Here is a 17,657-nt window from a genome sequence, read left to right on the forward strand (position 1 = left end):
ACTAGCGTTTAAATCCACCACGACGATTGCCACCGCCACCACCCATACTTCGGGCATGTCTAGCTTGATTCATCCCTGAGCGATCAAAGCCGCCACTACGGTTTACTTTTGGCGCATTATTCATGTTCGGTCTTGTAGATATATTATTGCCGCGCTGTGGTGAATTGCCTATTGAATGATTTCTTTGCTGAGGCACATTCTTCCAACCATTATTATTTCGGTTTTGCCATTGGCCATTTTGGTGCCTAACTACATTACCTTTTCTGTCGGCATAAACATTATTTGCTCGGTTATTTGATGTGCGCGCTTGTTTAATATTGCGATTAACAACCTCTCTGCTCGCATTTCGTTTTACATTAGCAGGTTTGTTATAAATATTATGATTTTTCGCATTGCGTAACGCTGGCTTAGCACTAGCAGCGCCAACTTTATTATTAATATTGATTCTAGCATTAATATTAATATGGGTGTGATGCCCACCGCGATAGCCACCTCCATAATAACCACCACAACAAGGTCGGTAACCAGGCGGATAGCCTCCTCGCCAACTAACACCCACTCTAAAGAATGGACTTCCCCAACTAACACCTACGCGCCAACCTCCCCATGGATTGTAGCCAATATGCATTCCCCACGTGGGTGGACGTGGATAATACCAACGACCATAGTAAGGCGGGTAATACCAACCAGTGCCATAAATAGGCACACCATAATAATAATAAGACCACATATAGCCCGGCGTGTAGCCAACATAAACCACTTCTGGGGTTGAATCATAAACTTTCACATACGTTGTGTTATACACAGGAGAACTAGGTGGAATTTGTGCAATTGCAGCAGTTGGAATAGTATCAGCAACTATCCAAGGGCCTTTGGCTGTATCAGCTACAAACCACACGCCATTATCAACCGCATAATACTTATCGGCAACTTTCAATACTTGCGCACTAGTATTAACCGCATACGCAACTTCAGTATCTTCTATCTGTTTAAATTGAGGTTCGCCGTCATAGTAAACGGTTAATGTTGCTTCACTACGTTTAATTGCTGCTGTTTGTGGAATTTGTGCATCTAACACAGCCTGTTCAGCTTCATCAGTGCCCGCCACTGAGCTTCTCAAACCGCCAATATCTGACTCAGGGGGGATATCTTTGAAGCTAGTAGGTAGTTTATCTCCTCGAACAAAAGTCCATGGTCCCTGCTGCGATTGACTTTTAAACCATCGGCCTGATAACAATAAATACATATCACCATCAGCAATTTCTCTTATCCAAGGGGTTTCAGTATTTTTTACATATAATAACTTGCCACCAAGTAAACTTACCCACTCAGGCTCTCCATCAGAAACAATTAACTCTGTCGGCTTTGTAGCAGTAATGACTTCTGGAACTTTACTTGGTTTCTTTTCAGCCGACGCCTCACTAGCTTTTTCAATCATAGCCACTAAATCAGCAGGTGCACTAGTGGTAGCTTGCCAAGGGCCAAGCTCATTATTTGACTGATACCATAAACTGCCACTGGTTAAGTAATATTGTTTTTTGTTTTTTACTTTAATGACCGCAAACGGGGTATTTAATGCACGTTGATAAGGACTGTCTTCAATATCTTGAAAAATAGGTTGGCCATCATAGCTTAACAACACGGCTAGCTCATCTTTGAACAGAATCACAGGAGGATCATTTTTAATCAAGTCTAAGCTTTGTTGCTCTTTTTCTGATGTAGCTAGCGTGGCAGTTAATTGCGATAAAGAGCCAGCAAAACTCGCATGAGTTAACTCTTTCTCTACAAACTGACTGAACTTTTCCTCGTCACTCTCTTTTGAGTCTGGCCACCCTACTTTCAGCACTTTAATGTTTTCAAAAGCAACTGAGTTAGTATCGCGATCTGTTTGTATGCTTGAAGAAAACCAAAACACACCAAAAATAGGTGCTTCACTACCAGTTAATTCTAATTGTATTGCTGCTCGACCAGTAAGAATATTACCTTGTAGCTTTTCAGGTTGTGGCTGATAAATAATAATAGTGCCTTTTTCTCCACTAAGCTCTTGTGGCCAATTACTGGCCGAAAGTGATAATGAATAAAAAGCAAAGTAAACAACGACTAAATAGCTTGTTAAGTACTGATAGCCGCGAGTAATGGCATTATTTTTCATCTTACTGTCCTTGGTAATTAACATTTAAAGTAACCGTTAGTTAGTATCATTATACTGACTCTTTATCGTTACAGTATCTGTATTTGGTATTGCATGATTGTTCTAATGGGTAGTAAAAGTAGTTAACAAAACTTCAATTACTGCTTAATTTTATAACCGGCATAATGAAGGAAATAAACGCCGTACTAAAAGAATGCTTTGGCATGTAAAAAAGGGATATAGACTTGGCCATCGCGTTCAGATCCGTTAATGATATTAAAGATGTAAAAAATAAGTTAATATCTAAAACTAATTGTATTCTCTATCAAGCGTTTACGATCTGCAAGTAACTGGTACTTTTATCTCGAGAACGCTAAGCACTAAAATGTAATTGCAATGGAAATCTTTTGGAAAAAATATCAAAAAATTAAGTGTTTTCGACTTATAGTTTTAGCTTGTTTTGACCTACAATTAAGTTGAGTTAAGACAGGGGGTGTTCTACATGATAAAACCAAAAATAATCACCTTGTTATTACTTTTTTTGTGTCAAGCATGCTTGGCTTTTGACGACGAAGTAGATCTATTTGAATTATCACTTGAAGACTTAATGAATATTGAGGTTTCTAGTGGCCAAGCGACAAGCACTAAAGTAATAAATTCTTTTTCAACAATAGGCAAAGTGACCTCTTTTCAGTGGAACCTGTACAACGCTGAGAACACTTTTGACGCCTTACTTTACGAGCCATCTTTTAATGCCCATTCCTCAATAGGTGGTTCAACAACACTCAGTATTCGCGGTTATACAGGCAATACTTCTTCTGCTCGCGGCAAAGCTTTTTTATTTGATGATATTCCTCTCAATGGCTATGCATTTGGCACTGCTTTATACAGCAAAAGTTTTTTACCACTCGAGCTATTCAACAGTATTGAAATGGTGCGAGGGCCAATCTCTAGTTTCTATGGCCCAGATGCATTTCATGGCGCCATAGCCGTTATTCCCTGGACAAAGGACGAAGACGTTGTGTCAGTATACTTGTCCACTGATAGTTACGCTGAGCAAGAAGCCGGATTTAATAGCCAACAAAGTTGGCAACAAGGAAAGATAAAAAATAGTACCGCTTTTCACAGCCAAAAAATGGACGATACACTATCGCCACCTAATTTAACTAATCCGCTAAATTATCAAACAGAAAGTGTCTCTTTTTATAATAAATTCACCTGGGATAATCAGCAGTTTGGCATTTTACTTAATCGAGCAAACAGCGAAGGTTTTTACGATATTTTTTCCAATAGTACATCAAGTGGTGCTGATAAAGTTGAAACCTCATTGCTGTATTACAAAGGTGAATTCCAATTAGGTGATTGGCAAATTATGCCTTCACTATGGTATCACGATAGCCTTTTTGATTTACGATACCGTGACGAAAGCCGCATTCAATTTTGGCATGACCGCCAACAGGGCTTCAAAGCAACCGCCTTAAATAATGACTTTTTAGGAGGCGTGTTTAATGTCGGTAGCGAAGTGATTTATTCAGAGGTAAAAGAAGCAAGAGCACATGATGTTGGCGCACCTTCAGAATCTATCGGTGGTGATGGGTTAGATAAAACCGTTACCGCTTTGTTTAGTCAATATAGCACCGAGCTTACCGATTCATTTTCAACCGAATTAGGCATTCGCTTAGATCACTTTTCTACCAATAAAAACATTGAAGTATCGCCAAAATTGGGCTTGATTTATCACCAAGATGATAATACTAATTGGAAGCTTATTTTCGCGCAAGGATACAGAGCACCAGCCGCTGGTGAAGTTGATGGAACTGGTGCTTTTATTGGTAATGAGTCTCTAAAAGGAGAAACATTAACCACCATTGAAGCAAGCTATAACCTGTACATAAATTCTCTGCACTTCATTGCAACCGTCTTTAAATCAAAATGGCAAGATGCTATTACCACAGTTCAGGTTCAAGACGACATCACTCAAGAATTTGTTTTGGAGTTTGCTAATTCAGGTGAGAACTCAGCTAAAGGTGTCGAACTCGAAGGGCGTTATCATTTTCCTGAACATAATCTATATATTCAGTCTGCTTATAGTTATGTCACCTCTAAAAATGACGAGACAAATGAAACCTATAATGCCTTCCCTGAGCATAAGTTTTCTATCGGCCTGATCCATCAAGTAGATACCATCAATTATTCAATTAACTACCTCTATAAATCTGACTATGTTGCAATGCTAGGTTCAACAGAAACCCTACCTGATTATCACGATATTCAAGCGGCGATATCGTGGCAGGTAGAGCAGTTTAATATTGTATTAAAGGCCGCTAACCTGCTTGACAGAGATAACATTGAATCGAGTATTTGGAATGTTGAGCAAGGAATCTATGATCGAGGTAGAAAGTTTGAAGCAACGTTCACTTATTCTTTCTAATCAACACTACGGCCTCAGCAGTTTAATGTTATTATGTTTCTATCGTTCTAAAGGTTAAATTAATTCTCGCTTCATAAACCTTTTTGGTTGGTGGTAGTCTGTGTAACCAAAACTGTTGCGTTTGTTCCTTCATCACTAATAAACTTCCTGCTTTTAAATCAAGTGAGACAACTTGTTTAGACTGTTTATGTTTAAATGAAAATTTACGTGTGGCGCCAAAACTTAACGAGGCAATAGCCCCATTTTTCTTTAAATCTTTTTCGCCATCACTATGCCAAGCCATCCCCTCACTACCGTCCTGATATAAGTTCGCTAAACAAGCGTTATAAGTTTCTCCAGTATGCTCTTCAACTATCGCTTTTAATGCATATAAGTTTTCTGTCCAAGGAAGTGCCAACTTAGTGATGTGTGAGTAAGTGTATTTAAAGGCTTGATCCGCATACCAAGCAACTTTACGTTTAGTCTCAATGTGCTTACCCATAATAATGGCTTGATCACGGCGCCAAGCAAGTTCTTTTAACAGGGTATTAAAGTAAATATTAGCCTGTTCAACGTTTATCACTTCACCGTAATAATGCACTAAACCGTCTTGAGGTAATATATTAATTGGCTCTTCTAAGTACTGCTCAAATAAATCCATCGCAAGTTACAGTCAAAAAATACAGGTTAATTATTTGGCTATATTAGCTTTAGTACATCATTAAACATAGTAATTAAATTATAATTTCTAAACCTTGCTCTTGTCTCTGATACAGAAACAACTGACAGAAAAACAGAGTTTGTACAAACTAAATAGCTTTGCTACCATGCATTTTATACTGTATACAATTAAAGGTTTATTATGACTATTGGTGTTGGTGGCTCAACGATAGAAGCTGAGCTAAAGAAATTATCGGATATGACATTAGACGTGAAACCAATCAATAAAACTGAGTTTCAAGCGCGTATTCATAATGCTCAACAATTAATGCGTGAACAAAACATTGATGCACTCTATTTAGATGCGGGTACTAATCTTTATTATTTTACCGGTTTAAACTGGTATAAATCTGAACGTTTAGTAGGCGCAATATTACCCGCCAATGGTATGTTAGAGTTCATCGCGCCGCATTTTGAAGAAGGCTCTTTACGTGAAAACATGCTTATACAAGGAAACTATAATGGCTGGCATGAAGACGAAAGCCCTTATGAGTTATTTGCAAACATCATTAGTAAATTAGCGCTTTCTCAACAAAGAATTGCCATTGATGAGTCCGCTTCATTCTTCGTATTTGATGGTTTACGCAAGGCTTTACCTAACACTGAATTTATTAATGGTGCCAATATTACTGCTGCTTGCAGACAAATTAAATCCTTATCTGAAATTGCGCTATTACAAAGAGCAAAAGCAATGACCTTAGCAGTTCATAAAGCTGCAGCGCGCATTTTACGCCCCGGTATCAGTACCACAGAAGTGAGTGATTTTATCAATGAAGCACATAAACGCGTTGGCGCCTCAGGATCATCTTTTTGTATCGTATTATTTGGCCTAGCCACCTCCTTTCCGCATGGGGTAAAAGAACCTCAAATTTTACAAGAGAATGATTGGGTGTTAATTGATACAGGCTGTTTGTTAATGGGTTATAACTCAGATATTACCCGTACTTACGCATACGGTTGTGCAACTGACGAACAACGTAATGCATGGCAAGTTGAAAAAGATGCGCAACTCGCAGCCTTTGCTGCCGCACAATTAGGTGTTCCTTGTGGGGCCGTTGATGATGCCGCTAGAACTGTTATTTCACAAAATGGATACGGGCCTGATTACCAACTACCTGGCCTACCTCATCGAACAGGTCATGGCTGCGGATTAGACATTCACGAGTGGCCTTATTTAGTCCGCGGCACACCAACTCCTTTAGCTGCAGGTATGGTCTTTAGTAATGAGCCTATGCTGGTATTACCGGGGAAATTTGGAGTACGTTTAGAGGATCATTTCTATATGGCTAGCCATGGACCAGTATGGTTCACTGAACCTTCTCATTCTGTAGATGATCCCTTTGGTTTAAATGCTAGTTAATAACAATAAACACCTGCTATGGCTAATTTGACTTAAGTAGCCATAGTAGGAGGAAAATTTATGTTTTTTGAAAACGACTTACACAGTAAGGAGTCAAATCAATATCCGTTTTTTGACCGGCTACTAGCTGTGCAATCAGCTTACCTGTAATTGCCCCTTGCGTTAGGCCAAGATGTTGATGCCCTAATGCAAAATAAATTTTATCATGCTGTGGCGCTTGGCAGATTACGGGTAAAGAGTCAGGTAATGAAGGCCTACAGCCCATCCAATGCTCTCCCTTATTTTGCTCTTTTGATGAGTAAGGCTGTAATGATTTGTGGCTAGATGAGTTCTGCATAGATGAGTTCTGCCTAGATAAATCCGGCTTAGAGCTTATTTTCGCAGGCAATGTTGCTAACACAAATTCGGCATTTTTTACTAGCATAGATGAGCGCTGATAATTAGGCTTAGTCTCCAAACCTGCGTATTCTACCGTGCCAGAAAATCGCAACATATTATGCATTGGAGTGATGATAAATTTTCGTTCTGCTGAAGCAACGGGCCTTGATAATAAAGGCTGCTCTCCTTGGACTAAACTCAGACTTAAACTATAACCTCGCTCTGCTTCTATAGGTAAATGATAATTCAACTTCGACAATAATGATTTAGACCAAGCACCTGTTGCGAGCACACAAGCATCAAAATTGAGTTCTCCGTTCTCTGCATGTATCACTACCCCACCAGTGGTATGCCTTACATCAATCACCTTTGTTTGCTTAAAAGTCATGCCTAATTGCATAGCGAAATCAGCCAGAGCTAAACAAATAGCGAAAGGATCACCTGTATGCGCAACATCAGTAAAAAATAATGCGTATTGAACACTGTCACTTAAGTTTGGTTCAAGTGCTAAAGCTTGCGCTTTATTAAGCAGCTCAACCTCAACACCAGCTTGCTGGTAATGTGTCTGCATTGCTAACACTTCGCTATACGCTGTATTTTCAAAAACTAATAAAGAACCGTTATTTATCAAGAGGTGTTCTGCATTCGCTGCTTTTAACAGTGGTAAGTAATAATCAATTGCGTGTTGATTTAACGCCTTAATAGCCTCACAATTTTTTGCTCTTTTTTTTGTGCGCATATTATTCAAAAAGGCCATAAACCAAGGGATTGATTTAATCAAATGTTTAGGCGAAAGCGAAACTGGTCCTAAAGGGTCAAGCAACATTTTAGGTAATTGCCAAAGTAAAGATGCCTCTGCTAATGGAAAAACTTGCTCGGTAGCAAAATGACCAGCATTGCCTTTAGAGCAACCTTCGCCAATACCTTGCTTATCAAGCAAGGTAACTTGATAGCCCTCCATTTGTAGTGCCAACGCACAATTAATTCCAACTATTCCTGCGCCAATAACAGCAATACTGTGCTTAGTCCCTGAGGCTTCATTTTCGACAGAATTTGGCGTGTTCAATTTTAATCCTTACCGTAAATCATATTTATACTTGCAATGCATTTAACATTGTATACAATATATTATGATTTGACTAGTCAATAAAAAACGAGTCACATTTAGCCGCTATCAGGCGATGAATGCGCTAATGTTAGCCAGATTTTTACAGAAGCAAACTGTAAATGCATTGACTTAAATAAATTCAATCTTGATTAACTCATAACCGTCGAATTCATTATTATGATTAAAGAAACATTTGTATGTATAGATGCTCATACTTGTGGCAATCCTGTTAGGTTGGTCACCAGTGGCCACCCTAATTTAAAAGGGGCAACGATGAGTGAAAAGCGTCTCGATTTTATGGAAAATTACGACTGGATCCGTCAGGGACTTATGTTCGAGCCTCGTGGGCATGACATCATGTCTGGCTCATTTTTATATCCACCTTGTAGTGATAATGCCGATGCTTCAATTTTGTTTATTGAAACATCAGGCTGTCTCCCTATGTGCGGTCATGGCACTATAGGCACAATAACAGCGGCAATAGAAAAGGGTTTATTAACCCCTAAAAACAAAGCAGCCGATGGAAAAAACATGCTCACCATTGATGTGCCTGCGGGTCAAATTCAAGTGGAATATCACCAAGAAGCAGATAAAGTCACCTCGGTAAAACTTTTCAACGTGGCTTCTTATTTAGCGCATAAGGATGTCACGCTAACTATTCCCAATTTAGGCAAACTAAACATTGATGTTGCTTATGGCGGCAATTTCTATGTGATTGTGGAACCACAAGAAAACTTCCCTGGTATTGACCAATGGAGTGCTGAGCAAATAATCCAATGGAGCTCAATTGTACGGAAAATTGCAAACCAAGCTTTAACTTGTATTCACCCTGAAGATGCCAGTGTTCAAGGCATTTCTCACGTACTTTGGACTGGCGCTGTTCAAACTCAAGGCTCTGATGCCGCTAATGCCGTATTTTATGGCGATAAAGCAATTGATAGATCGCCTTGCGGCACAGGTACTAGCGCTAGAATGGCGCAACTATTTACTAAAGGGCAACTGCACCTTGGTGATAACTTTGTACACGAAAGTTACATAGGTAGCCAATTCATAGGAAAGATAGAGCAAGTGGTTAGTCTCAAAGCGGATAACGAAGATATACCTGCCATTATCCCTAGTATTGAAGGCTGGGCACGTGTCTATGGTAAAAATACCATTACTATCGATGAAGAAGATCCCTACGCCTTTGGCTTTATAGTGAAATAAACACTGTGATCTATTAACCCTATTTATCTATTAGGAAAAACTTATGACTATTACCGGTAAAAATTTAATCGCAGGACAATGGTCTGGCGATACCAATAACGGATTCTCAGCATTTAACGCAACAACTCATGAGAAACTGCCAGCAAAGTTTGCCGATGCCACTGAAGAAGAAGTGAACCAAGCAATCAGCCAAGCACATCAAACTTTTTTTTCGTATAGCCAACTTGATCCTGAAGTTAGAGCACACTTTTTACGTACTATTGGTGAGCAAATCATTGCCTTAGGTGATGAACTCATCACAACCGCTAGCACAGAAACAGGCTTACCAGTGATGCGAATTCAAGGTGAACGCGGCCGTACTGTTGGTCAATTAAATTTATTCGCGGATCTTCTAGAAAAAGGTGAATACCAAGGCATTATTGATTTAGCAGAGCCTGCTCGTCAACCGCTTCCCAAACCTGATACCCGCTTAGGTTATTTACCTTTAGGCGTTGTGGCTGTTTTTGGCGCGAGCAATTTTCCATTAGCCTTCTCAACCGCCGGTGGCGATACTGCTTCAGCTCTAGCCGCTGGTTGCCCTGTTATCATGAAAGCACATACCGCTCATCCTGCCACTGCTGAATTAGTAGCACAAGCCATATTATCTGCCATTGAAATTTGCCAAATAGACAAAGGCGTATTCTCACTTATCCAAGGAGAAAGCTACGAAATTTCAACTCAAATTGTTACACACCCACAAATCAAAGCCGTTGGTTTCACTGGCTCTGAACGTGTCGGTATGATTTTACAGCAACAAGTCAATCAACGTGATGAGCCAATTCCTTTTTATGGTGAGCTTGGCAGTATTAACCCTCAATATGTTATGCCAGAAAAATTAGCACAAGATAACCAGGCTATAGCTCAAGGGTTAGTTGGCTCGTTAGTGATGGGGCAAGGACAATTTTGTACAAGCCCCGGAGTTTGGCTTGTTATTGGTCAAGAAACTGATGCTCATTATAAGGCGTTTATTGATGCGGCAGCACAATCACTGAGTGAACAAGCCGCTGGTGTCATGCTCACGCCAGCCATGTGTAATGCTTACGATAATGCTGTAGCTGAACGTCAAACATTTTCAGGCGTAAAACTGTTAGCCAGAGGATTATCAGGTAGAGAGCAAGATTGCTCAGCGTCATTATTTACCACTGATTTTAATCACTACCAAAGTACTCCAGCCTTACATGAAGAGTTGTTTGGTTTTAGTGCCTTAATTGTACGTTGTGATGATTTTGAGCAAGTCATGCAATTTACTTCGCAACTTAGTGGCAACTTAACCGCCAGTATTCATGCCTTAGAGGCTGATATCCCCTTGGCAAAAACTCTATCGCAAACCCTAGTTCATAAAGTTGGTCGTCTGATTTACAATCAAATGCCTACAGGAGTAGAAGTGTGCGCTTCAATGAATCATGGTGGGCCATTTCCGGCATCAACTAATATCAGATCAACTTCGGTTGGTAGTGAAGCAATTAAGCGTTTTCAACGTCCTATTTGCTATCAAAATATGCCTGATGCCTTATTACCAAAAGCCTTGTTAACAACGCATTAATACATTAATTAAAAAGTTACAGCGTTTTAGTGAGCACTTGCCCATAATATTGAGGACGCAAAATACCGAGCTAATAATTAGAAAATAAAAAATTAAGCTCTACCTAAAAACGGTGACAAAAAAGCCCCATTGAATAGGGGCTTTCTTTTTTGAACTTTTAACCTTTTAAATTTTTAAATCAATGACCATTTAAAAAGATCAATCTAATAAATCTAAAAATCCAAGTCTTTCCTTAGCTAGCGTATATCGTGTGTGTACATCATCAATTTGCTGCTGAGTTAATTTTCTACCTAAGGTACGAAGTCCTCCAACAGCATCATTGTGATGAATGCCAAAAGCATACTTAAGATACTCTAGCAGTAACGGCTGAGCATCAAGGTATGATATGGAATTCATAGCCTGAGCAATTTTGTTTGCCTCAGCCCATTGCCCGTTATTAACTAACTCCTGCATGGTGACACTCGCTTTGGGGAATATACAACCTACACCTGTAATCCCACCACATGCTCCAGCAAGTCCTGCATGTATAGTGACTGTGTCAACACCTGCCAAAATTTTTAAATCTTTATTCTCTAACATCAACGTTTCAATAATTGACACATCTGCAGTCGATATTTTAAGCGCAGTGACTTCAGGTAGAGCAGCAAGTCTTTTAAGTAGAGCAGTTGACAGTGCATGATAACCCGCTGCATCAGGGTTGTTATAAGGCATAATTGTAATGCCTGCCTCTTTTGCGGCTTTTGCAGAAAGCGCATAGTACGCATACATATCTTCTTCTGAAGGTACTTCCTGAGTTTTTGGTGGCATCACCATGACGGTATCCACACCCACAGCCGCTAATTCTTTTACTATTTTAGCAAGTGCTTCTTTAGTTTCTGCTGCAGCACCACTAATTAATGGCACATTGTATTCTTTAGCAACTTCAGAAAGGGCTTGAAGTAAAGCAAGGCGCTGGTTAGAACTTAAGTAGCTATTTTCACCTAGCGTGCCTGAGCCAACAAGTCCTCCCATTCTGGTTCCACCTTTTCCTTGAACTTCTAAAATATCTGCGGCGTATTTTTTTGTTGCCTCAAAATCAATTTCTAAGGCACCAGACTCTGACTCTTTTAGCCAGGTAAACACAGCCGGCATTACCGTATATCGCCAATCTGAATTATTTGCTCCCATCTTACTTCCTCTTGTCTAACTCTTGCTGAAAACTAAATTGTATACATTATACCGCATAAGTTTTATCAATTAAATACCTTCTATAAAACCTGTGTCTTAATAATTTACCCTTCCTAGCATTAAAGTAATATTCTCAATTAATTTATGTCAGTTTTTATTTCGTAATAAAGGCTATTCGATGATCACTTGTCTAATAAGCAAGCTCCTTTCTTACCTTTCATTCAGTATTAATTTCTATATAATAAATTGTATAAAATAAGCAATGAAAAAAATAAGCTAAAAAAATGACCATTGAATACAAAACAAGAACGCAATTAGTTGTTGAAATTCTTAGAGAAAAAATACTTAGTGGTGAGATTGTTGCCGGACAACCATTACGTCAAGCTGCATTAGCAGAAGAGTTAAATGTCAGCCGAATTCCTGTTCGAGAGGCCTTATTGCAACTTGAAGCTGAAGGACTTGTAACTTTTGAACCACATAAAGGTGCTAGTGCAACAGAATTAAACTTAGATCAAGTCGATGAGTTATTCGAACTAAGAGCCATGATTGAGGGTGACTTACTAAAAGCATCTTTAGCCAGTATTACGGATGAAGCTTTGGAAGAAGCTGATGAAATTCTTACCAAGCTTGACAGAGCACTCGGTAAAGAAAATGCGGCCAATACCTGGAGCGAATTAAACTCTACCTTTCATAACTGTTTGTACTCAGGCGCTAACCGACCACAAACTGCTGATTTAGTAAATATTTTAAATAAAAATGCTGATCGTTATATTCGTATGCATTTATTGTGGGCTGGCGGTATATCAAAAGCAGGCCCAGAACATGCTGAGCTATTAGCATTTTGTAAAGCCAGAGATATTGACAATGCTGTTGAAAAACTTAAGCAGCACATTCTTAGCTCTCGTGATGAAATCAAAGCTTTCTTATTACAACGTGAAGCTGCTAATACCTAATCATAGTAAGTGAAAATAGTACTTGCTCAAATGATGCCACTAGGCAATAAAAAACGCCTTGATTCGAGTAAACAAATCAAGGCGAGTATATTAAGTTCATAAAAGCGGTAACCAGTGCTATGTCATGCTCTTACTGTTTGACAGCATTTATCTCCGCTTCATCATTATCAAGAGCAAGTTTATAACCAAATGATACATGATGGTAACGAGCACTTGAGTAGTCATCATGGATAGCGAAACCAAAATTATACACTTTACCTGCTTCAATACTAACGTCACCAACCTTATCTGATTGCAGCTTACGCTTAACTACCACAGACCAAGTACCATTTTTCAGTGCTGCTTCTACTTCAGCACCTTGTCCGCCATGCATATCACGTGAAGCTAAAATATGTCCGTCTTCAACGTCTGCTGAGCCAGATTTATAGCGAACTAAATCCATATATTGACCCGCCTCTTGAAGAGATTGAATCTCAGCATCATCTTTAAGTTGATCCCAGCCTCCTAAAGCTTTACCGCGACGGCCTTTTAACTCAATCTTGGTGCGTGTTTCTTTAAGGTATTTTGTAACACCTACACCAGTACCTGTGTCTAAATTCAGGCGCTTAGCTAAGTCACTACCTTTTAACACATCTTGCTCTGGCGCAAATGGCATAGAGTTAGCGTCAGCATGACACGTGCCCCAACAGCCAGCACGATCGGCATATTCAACATCATCGGTAGCAATCATAAAGGCAAGTTTCATTGGATTTTCAGGGTCCATTTTACCCCCTTCAACAAATGGTACTGGCGCATGTTCACCATCACTCCAACTAAACCTTAGGTAAAGATTTTCATCGTCATGTGTGGCATCAATTGTCACATCAATGCTACCACGCTTACCCGGTATCACCTGATCTTCAACCACTTTTTCACTTTCACCGCTGACAATATTTTGACCAATATCAGCGATTTCTTCTCCGTGACATTCTGTACAACGATCCCCTTTAGTAAAGGCGCGTTTACCACCGTGTTGACGACCTAAAATCCATTCAATTGAGGCTGTTCCTGGATAGAAAACACCAATATCTGTTGATTTAGCTTTGTTCCAATCAACGTCAATATTACTTGCTTGGGCCGATGGCTTTTTGCTTGCTGAGCTAGCTTGAGCACTAACAGGGTTTTCCGCCAAAGCTTTTGCTACTGCTGCCGCAATTTGTTCTTCTACTTTTACTTGTTCAGCGGCTTTTTCTGCTTTGAGTTGCGCTTTTTCAGCCGCCTCTTTTGCTTCAATTCTCGCTAGGCCATCCTTATATTCTTTCGGAATTTCACGAATATAGTCAGGATTTGGCGCTTCTAGTTTTTCAAGTTCTTCATCAGATAATTTATCTCTAACATCATGATGAGCAATACCTTTGTGACAATCTATACAGGTTTGTCCTGTTTCAAAAGCATTTAAATGTTGCTTACGCGCTCTAGGCTTTTGATGTTCAGGATTCATTGATTCAAAGTTATGACAGTTTCGACATTCTCTTGAATCTGTATCCTTCATCGCTTGCCAAACACGTTTTGCTAAATCAAAGCGATGTTCTTCAAACTTTTCTTTAGTGTCTATTTTTCCAGTCAACCAATAAAGCACCTCACGCGAAGCTTGAATTTTGCGAACCACTTTATGAATCCAAGGACGTGGAACATGGCAATCAGGACAGCCAGCTCGTACGCCAGTACGGTTCGAGTAATGAATAGTCGGTGTATATTCTTGGTAAACATTGGCTTCCATTTCGTGGCAACCAATACAGAATTCGGTAGTGTTTGTTGCTTCCATTGCCGTGTTGAAGCCACCCCAAAAGATAATACCAACAACAAAAAAGATGACGGCACCGGAAACAGTTGTACCCAGTATCAGGCGTCTTGACCAGAAACTCGGTTGTGTAAATGTGTTATTAGCCATAATTAGCTCTCATTGGGTAATTCGCTTAAAAATTTTTTATTATTTAACAGTAAAAAGGCATGGCACATGCCATGCCTTTAGGTAACCATTTTGTAGGCTCAACCTACAATTTTTAAACTAGGATTCAGATTGAAGCCACTTCGTTCAAACTTTCAACAACGAAGTTGAGCGAAATGGCAAAAAGGTGTTCCTTGTTTTAGGTTTTGTGATTGATACGGTTATAAACGTTAAACTTACCTGTTGGGGTAGTTAAACCTTTAATACGCGCTTTCTCTTTAAGCGTTTTTGCATCATAAACCACAATTTCACCTGTTGGGTTCTTGTTATCTTTACGGTTCCAAACTGAAACCCAAACTTCTGAACCATCAGCGTTAAATTCCATGTGAAGTGCTGCTTTACCTGGCTCTTCAGTGACACGAATAGTTTTCACAATTTCACGCGTTTTCTTATCAAAAACTTGTACAGATTGTTGAATTTCTGGCTCAGGGTGCTTAAGTTGGTCAGCCCATACGTAGTCTGAAGTTTCGTGAGTACGGATGAATACACCTGCACCGTCGGTTTCAACTTCGTAACAAAGCTTCCAAGCTTGGTCTGGGCGACCGATAGGATCGTTACCCCACACAGAAACAAGACCTACACCTAAGTGAGTAGTACCACCTACTGGACCACACTCTTTATCAACCCAGTTTGCACCTGGTCCTGGATGCGGTAGTGAATCTACTTCAATCATTTTTTCTAGCTTGCCGTCTTTAGTATCAACAACAACCATTTTATTAGATGCGTTTGCAGCAATTTGGAAGTAACGTCCTGATGGGTCGAAGAATCCATCATGTAAGAATTCAGCTGATTCAATAGCAGTGATATTTAAGTTATCTAAATCTGTGTAATCAACTTGCAGCATTTTACCAGTTTCTTTAACAGCAACGATAAATGCAGACTCGTTTGGCGCTGTATAGATTGCAGCTACACGTGCTTCGTTAATGAATTCACCTTTCGTGTTGTAACCACGTGTTGACACTACTTTAAGTGGGTTTAAGGTATCAGCGTCCATAATAACGAAATGCGCAGGCCAGTAACCACCAGCAATTACGTATTTACCGTCACCTGAAACAGCGATATCACGTGCGTCATATGCCATTTTAGTTTCAGCCACTAACATTTTTTCAGGTTTTTGCCATAAATCGATTTTGTTAACTTTACCGTCACGACCAATGGTGTACCAAAAACGACCTACATCTTTCGCATGATCTTTCTTATGATGCTCAGTACCTTTGATTACGTGTACCGCATAACCAGTATCGATATGGGTAACAATTTTCTTAGTATCACCATCTACTATTGCTGCTTTACCTGCATCACGCTCGATAACTACAAAGAAGTTTTTCCAGTTTAAGCCATGCATTGGCTTAGTTGGGTAGTCTTTCAATGCGACATATTCTTTAGTGTGAGAGCGCATTTGCTCTAAAGACATTTCCGGTGGAACTGGTGGTGTCATTTGAATGAAAGTTGCTAAGTTGGCAATTTCTTTTTCGTTAAACAAATCATCAAAGTTATTCATACCACCTTCGGTACCTAAAGCAATGATTTTTTCTAAACGCTTTTGACCTTTCTTAAGCATATTTTTAGGCTCTAGGCTTTTACCTGTTGCGCCTTTACGTAAAACCCCGTGACAACCAGCACAGCGTTGAAAGTAGTGTAATTGTGCTTTTTCAAAATCAGCTTCAGATAATGTAGGCTCAGCAGCAGTTACCGACATGCTGATACCACCAGCTGCCATACCTATAGCCAAACCAAGTGCTGAAAAACTATGTTTTATATTTTTCATTAGTTACTCTCCAGATATTATTGTATTTACTTGTTCGTACCGTGAACCATGAAGTTTCATTTGAAGTACAGGCACTAAATGTTTCTAAATGTAACTATCTGCCTATTTGAACTATAGTTATGTGATTCAGATCAAGTTTTTTTAGTTATGGTATTGAAGGGAGTCTTTTAATTGATCGAGGTCAACAAATAGCCAGTCATTTGTCTTCAACAGTTAAATAAACACTGATAATTACGTATTATTCACTTTAACAAGAGTCACATAACCCTATTATTTTTAAGGTTTTTGCCGAGGGAAGATTATGAACAGTCGCAATAAATCGTTTATCTATGCCGCCATAATAGCTTTAGTCATTGTCGTTATATTTCTTGGTTTCCTGTCAAGTTTAACGAATCCAGTTTCATGGTTACTTATTATTGGCTTGTTACTCATACCGGTTTTTTACAAAAAAACTGCACCGTCAAATATAGTCAAATGGAAAGATGAATACAGCGTAGGTATAGCGCATATAGATCAAGATCATAAAAAGTTAATTAGCTTATTAAATGAGTTCACAGTTGCCTATGATCATGCGATGAGTGAGGAGTTTGAGAAAAAAGCACTTGAAGAGCTAATAAATTATACTGTTTATCATTTTGAACGAGAAGAAAAGCTTATGCAGGAACATGACTATCCTGACTTTATTGCCCATAAAGCTAAGCACCAAGAAATGATTGCGCAAGTAAAAGAGTTTGTAACCCTCTACAATGAAAAGGGTCACGATTCGTTAAACGAAATCAGTGACTACCTATCGGCATGGTTAATTAACCATATTAATGGCACAGATAAAGAGTACAGTCATTACCTGCAAAATAAAGGTGTTCATTAACATTATTATTCGCTAAGAA

Annotated in this window: 12 protein-coding genes and 1 pseudogene; 6 read left to right on the forward strand and 7 right to left on the reverse strand. The window is 39.3% G+C overall.

Features of this window, described 5'->3' with window-relative positions; translation table 11 throughout:
- Nucleotide 1: 1 nt before the first annotated feature.
- Nucleotides 2–2,152: a carbohydrate-binding family V/XII gene (locus AC27GZ_RS12750; RefSeq protein WP_487095576.1), complete on the reverse strand. Its 2,151-nt coding sequence runs from the start codon at nt 2,150–2,152 to the stop codon at nt 2–4.
- A 481-nt stretch (nt 2,153–2,633) separates the two neighbouring features.
- On the opposite strand from AC27GZ_RS12750, the gene AC27GZ_RS12755 reads away from it, so the two are divergent.
- On the forward strand, nt 2,634–4,562 hold the full coding sequence (locus AC27GZ_RS12755; RefSeq protein ID WP_487095578.1) for a TonB-dependent receptor plug domain-containing protein: 1,929 nt from the start codon (nt 2,634–2,636) through the stop codon (nt 4,560–4,562).
- A 31-nt stretch (nt 4,563–4,593) separates the two neighbouring features.
- Here AC27GZ_RS12755 and AC27GZ_RS12760 read toward each other — a convergent pair whose 3' ends face one another.
- The gene (locus AC27GZ_RS12760; RefSeq protein WP_487095579.1) at nt 4,594–5,202 is read right to left on the reverse strand and encodes an alpha-ketoglutarate-dependent dioxygenase AlkB family protein; all 609 of its coding nucleotides are present in this window, start codon (nt 5,200–5,202) and stop codon (nt 4,594–4,596) included.
- 201 nt (nt 5,203–5,403) lie between these two features.
- Here AC27GZ_RS12760 and AC27GZ_RS12765 point away from each other — a divergent pair, with 201 nt between their 5' ends.
- Entirely contained in the window at nt 5,404–6,621 is a 1,218-nt protein-coding gene (locus tag AC27GZ_RS12765) for a M24 family metallopeptidase (protein WP_487095580.1), read from the forward strand.
- 58 nt (nt 6,622–6,679) lie between these two features.
- Here AC27GZ_RS12765 and AC27GZ_RS12770 read toward each other — a convergent pair whose 3' ends face one another.
- Nucleotides 6,680–8,065, reverse strand: coding sequence for an NAD(P)/FAD-dependent oxidoreductase (locus tag AC27GZ_RS12770; RefSeq protein WP_487095582.1), 1,386 nt, complete (start codon nt 8,063–8,065; stop codon nt 6,680–6,682).
- 219 nt (nt 8,066–8,284) lie between these two features.
- Here AC27GZ_RS12770 and AC27GZ_RS12775 point away from each other — a divergent pair, with 219 nt between their 5' ends.
- Both AC27GZ_RS12775 and AC27GZ_RS12780 read left to right on the forward strand, forming a co-directional pair.
- Nucleotides 8,285–9,313: a 4-hydroxyproline epimerase gene (locus AC27GZ_RS12775; protein ID WP_487095583.1), complete on the forward strand. Its 1,029-nt coding sequence runs from the start codon at nt 8,285–8,287 to the stop codon at nt 9,311–9,313.
- A gap of 43 nt (nt 9,314–9,356) precedes the next feature.
- On the forward strand, nt 9,357–10,895 hold the full coding sequence (locus AC27GZ_RS12780) for an aldehyde dehydrogenase (NADP(+)) (RefSeq protein ID WP_487095585.1): 1,539 nt from the start codon (nt 9,357–9,359) through the stop codon (nt 10,893–10,895).
- Nucleotides 10,896–11,093: 198 nt separating this feature from the next.
- Here AC27GZ_RS12780 and AC27GZ_RS12785 read toward each other — a convergent pair whose 3' ends face one another.
- Nucleotides 11,094–12,062, reverse strand: a complete 969-nt coding sequence (locus AC27GZ_RS12785; RefSeq protein WP_487095586.1) for a dihydrodipicolinate synthase family protein — start codon at nt 12,060–12,062, stop codon at nt 11,094–11,096.
- 284 nt (nt 12,063–12,346) lie between these two features.
- Between AC27GZ_RS12785 and AC27GZ_RS12790 the strand changes: the two genes are divergently transcribed.
- Complete coding sequence (locus AC27GZ_RS12790; RefSeq protein ID WP_487095587.1) at nt 12,347–13,015, forward strand: GntR family transcriptional regulator; 669 nt, start codon at nt 12,347–12,349, stop codon at nt 13,013–13,015.
- 130 nt (nt 13,016–13,145) lie between these two features.
- Here the strand turns inward: AC27GZ_RS12790 and AC27GZ_RS12795 are convergent, their stop codons facing one another.
- The 3 genes and pseudogenes from AC27GZ_RS12795 to AC27GZ_RS12805 all read right to left on the reverse strand — a co-directional run bounded on the left by AC27GZ_RS12795 (nt 13,146) and on the right by AC27GZ_RS12805 (nt 16,770).
- Nucleotides 13,146–14,186 carry an ethylbenzene dehydrogenase-related protein gene (locus tag AC27GZ_RS12795; protein ID WP_487095849.1) on the reverse strand — a complete coding sequence of 347 codons (1,041 nt, stop codon included), beginning with the start codon at nt 14,184–14,186 and terminating at the stop codon, nt 13,146–13,148.
- Between the two features lie 207 nt (nt 14,187–14,393).
- Nucleotides 14,394–14,945: pseudogene (locus tag AC27GZ_RS12800) on the reverse strand (NapC/NirT family cytochrome c); the annotation flags it as partial.
- A 196-nt stretch (nt 14,946–15,141) separates the two neighbouring features.
- A complete protein-coding gene (locus AC27GZ_RS12805; protein ID WP_487095588.1) occupies nt 15,142–16,770 on the reverse strand; it encodes a cytochrome D1 domain-containing protein in 1,629 nt (542 codons plus the stop codon).
- A 301-nt stretch (nt 16,771–17,071) separates the two neighbouring features.
- Here AC27GZ_RS12805 and AC27GZ_RS12810 point away from each other — a divergent pair, with 301 nt between their 5' ends.
- Nucleotides 17,072–17,638: a bacteriohemerythrin gene (locus AC27GZ_RS12810; RefSeq protein ID WP_487095589.1), complete on the forward strand. Its 567-nt coding sequence runs from the start codon at nt 17,072–17,074 to the stop codon at nt 17,636–17,638.
- Nucleotides 17,639–17,657: the final 19 nt, after the last annotated feature.

This window comes from Colwellia sp. SU-HH00943 (genome assembly GCF_057546125.1).

Coding starts and splice junctions, on each gene's coding strand:
- AC27GZ_RS12750 (WP_487095576.1), bottom strand. CDS start 2,152: ATGAAAAATAATGCCATTACTCGCGGCTATCAGTACTTAACAAGCTAT.
- AC27GZ_RS12755 (WP_487095578.1), top strand. CDS start 2,634: ATGATAAAACCAAAAATAATCACCTTGTTATTACTTTTTTTGTGTCAA.
- AC27GZ_RS12760 (WP_487095579.1), bottom strand. CDS start 5,202: ATGGATTTATTTGAGCAGTACTTAGAAGAGCCAATTAATATATTACCT.
- AC27GZ_RS12765 (WP_487095580.1), top strand. CDS start 5,404: ATGACTATTGGTGTTGGTGGCTCAACGATAGAAGCTGAGCTAAAGAAA.
- AC27GZ_RS12775 (WP_487095583.1), top strand. CDS start 8,285: ATGATTAAAGAAACATTTGTATGTATAGATGCTCATACTTGTGGCAAT.
- AC27GZ_RS12780 (WP_487095585.1), top strand. CDS start 9,357: ATGACTATTACCGGTAAAAATTTAATCGCAGGACAATGGTCTGGCGAT.
- AC27GZ_RS12785 (WP_487095586.1), bottom strand. CDS start 12,062: ATGGGAGCAAATAATTCAGATTGGCGATATACGGTAATGCCGGCTGTG.
- AC27GZ_RS12790 (WP_487095587.1), top strand. CDS start 12,347: ATGACCATTGAATACAAAACAAGAACGCAATTAGTTGTTGAAATTCTT.
- AC27GZ_RS12805 (WP_487095588.1), bottom strand. CDS start 16,770: ATGAAAAATATAAAACATAGTTTTTCAGCACTTGGTTTGGCTATAGGT.
- AC27GZ_RS12810 (WP_487095589.1), top strand. CDS start 17,072: ATGAACAGTCGCAATAAATCGTTTATCTATGCCGCCATAATAGCTTTA.